This window comes from Pseudomonas edaphica, assembly GCF_005863185.1.
Taxonomy (GTDB): Bacteria; Pseudomonadota; Gammaproteobacteria; order Pseudomonadales; family Pseudomonadaceae; genus Aquipseudomonas; species Aquipseudomonas edaphica.
Map to the genome: position 1 here is coordinate 1 of NZ_VBVZ01000760.1, position 2,660 is coordinate 2,660.

Consider the following 2,660-nt stretch of genomic DNA (forward strand, 5'->3'; position numbering starts at 1 on the left):
AGGTGCTTGCATCGCAGGCAAGCCAGCTCCCACATGAAACGGTTCCCACAGGTATTTTTGGGGTGTTTTCAGTGCTCCCGCCAAATTGTGGAAAACAAATCCAGAGACCCTCCAAAGCGCGACATATAGCCGCCGCAAATCCCTGTTTTGTCACAGTTTTGACTTGTCCCCATCCGCTGTGGAACCGGCTGTGGGTAACGTGGGAGTAGCTGGCTGCAAGCCTTCAAAACCGTGGCTTGCAGCGTGGTGGTTGTTTATTGATCAGCCGGTTTTTGCTGGCCTGCCGAGGGCTTTGTCAACCTGTTTAAAGACACAGGTATATGACTGATTTATGTCGGAACAGCCTGTGGATAAGTCTGTGACTAAACTCTGGAAAGACGGCCGCAGAGGCCGGAATGACTGGCCTGGAGCCATCGTTCGGATTTTCCCTCTTGCCATTGGGCTACATACGCCTTGGCCAAGGTCAAGCAAAAAACTTTCTGAAATCGCCTGCAAGCCTTGTATAGAGCGGCTTGGCGCTTTTTACACTTGCCCCCAAAGACTGTGGGCGCAGTTGTGGATAACCTGCGTGCATATGGCTGCACGCCGCGTTCTATAAGGCTTTGCCTGAAGTGATCAAAAAACAACCAGCCGTGTATGAAGTTATGCGCTTAGCGGTTGCTGCAATCGCGGCGTAAGGGCATTCTGCTGGCTGTTTTTTTTCCGATGCCCGCAAGGAGAACACCATGTCCGACACGCTGTTTATTACTGGCGCCACCTCTGGTTTTGGCGAAGCTTGCGCCCGTCGTTTTGCCGACGCTGGCTGGAAACTGGTGCTTACCGGCCGTCGTGCTGACCGTTTGAATGCCTTGGTCGAAGAGCTTTCCAAGCAGACCGAAGTGCATGGCCTGGTGGTGGACGTGCGTGACCGCAAGGGTATGGAGGAGGCCATCGCCAACCTGCCGCCGTCGTTCGCCAAGTTGCGCGGGCTGATCAACAACGCCGGCCTGGCCGTGGGCACCGACCCTGCGCCCAAGTGCAGCCTCGACGATTGGGAAACCATGGTCGACACCAACATCAAAGGCCTGCTGACCACCACCAACCTGCTGTTGCCGCGCCTGATCGCCCACGGCCGTGGCGCCGGCATCATCAACCTGGGGTCCATCGCCGGTAACTACCCGTACCCGGGCAGCCACGTGTATGGCGGTTCCAAGGCGTTCGTGAAGCAGTTCTCGCTGAACCTGCGTTGCGACCTGCAAGGCACTGGCGTGCGCGTGACCAACATCGAGCCAGGCCTGTGTGAGAGCGAGTTCTCGCTGGTGCGCTTTGGCGGTGACCAGGCGCGTTATGACGCGACCTATGCCGGTGCCGAGCCGATCCAGCCGCAGGACATTGCCGACACGATCTTCTGGGTGATGAATACCCCGGCGCACGTGAACATCAACCGGTTGGAGCTGATGCCGGTGAGCCAGACCTGGGCTGGGTTTGCGATTGAGCGTGGGGCCAAGTAAGGCTTAAGACCGCGTTGCGTCCTTCGCAGGCAAGCCAGCTCCCACACTTGACCGAGTTCCTGCATGAGAATGCGGCCGAATGTGGGAGCTGGCTTGCCTGCGATGGCGTCAAATCGGCCAAAACAGGACATAAGGTACACTCCACGCCTGAAAACCCCTCCGCACTGTGCGGTTTAAAGGTTTTGACGGGAGGAAATGTGAGTAACCGAGGTGAGCAGGCACTGCTCAAACAATCGACGATTCTGATGTTCGCGGTCGCGATCGCCGGGATTGTCACGGGTGTGATATCTGGCGCCCAGTCCATTCTATTCGACGGCTTTTTCTCGCTGATCGCCACCGCCATCAAGGTGTTGATGCTGATCACGGCCAAGCTGATCACCAAGAAAAGCAACGAGCGTTTCCAGTTCGGCTACTGGCACCTGGAACCGATGGTGCTGCTGATCGAAGGCAGCTTCCTGTTGTTGATCGCGATCTACGCGTTTCTCAACGGTGTGTTCGGCATCATCAATGGCGGGCGTGAGATTGAGTTGGGACTGGTGATCGTCTACGCGGCAGTGTTTACCGTGGTCGAGTTTGCCTACTTCTTCTACGTGCGCTATCGCAATCGCAAGCTCAAATCTTCACTGATCCAGTTCGACAACATCAGTTGGCTGGTGGACGCGATGCTGTCGGTGGGCTTGCTGATCAGCTTCCTCGCTGCGCTGTTGCTCAAGTCCCAGGGCTATGGCGAGTGGGCGGTGTATGTCGACCCATTGATCCTGATTCTGCTGGCCCTGAGCATGCTGGCGCCGGCGTTCAAGATCCTGCGCCCGGCGTTGCGTGAGGTGCTGGGCATTGCCCCGGACCACTTGGATGACAAAGTGCGCGAAGTGATGGATGCCGCCCAGGCCAGGCACGGTTTTGATGATTACGTGTCTTACGTGCAAAAGCACGGGCGGGCGCGGTTTATCGAGATTCATGTGGTGTTGCCGGCCAATTACCCGGTAGATAACGTGGCGACGCTTGATGGGCTGCGCGAGGAGATATCCACAGGGTTGGGTACGCCGGATGCGGCGCGCTGGCTGACGATCAGTTTTACTGGGGATCGCAAGTGGATTGCATGACAGTCAGGTAGACCGCTATCGCAGGCAAGCCAGCTCCCACATTTGACTGTGTTCACACATCAAAATG

At 57.0% G+C, this 2,660-nt stretch carries 2 protein-coding genes; both read left to right on the forward strand.

Annotation, left to right across the window (positions count from 1 at the left end; all coding sequences use genetic code 11):
* The first annotated feature begins 725 nt into the window (after nucleotides 1-725).
* Nucleotides 726-1,490 (forward strand): SDR family oxidoreductase, encoded by a 765-nt coding sequence (locus FEM54_RS30100; protein WP_058422443.1) that lies wholly within the window; start codon nucleotides 726-728, stop codon nucleotides 1,488-1,490.
* A 197-nt stretch (nucleotides 1,491-1,687) separates the two neighbouring features.
* Nucleotides 1,688-2,593, forward strand: coding sequence for a cation diffusion facilitator family transporter (locus FEM54_RS30105; RefSeq protein WP_138454014.1), 906 nt, complete (start codon nucleotides 1,688-1,690; stop codon nucleotides 2,591-2,593).
* The last annotated feature ends 67 nt before the right edge of the window (nucleotides 2,594-2,660 follow it).

Coding starts and splice junctions, on each gene's coding strand:
- FEM54_RS30100 (WP_058422443.1), top strand. CDS start 726: ATGTCCGACACGCTGTTTATTACTGGCGCCACCTCTGGTTTTGGCGAA.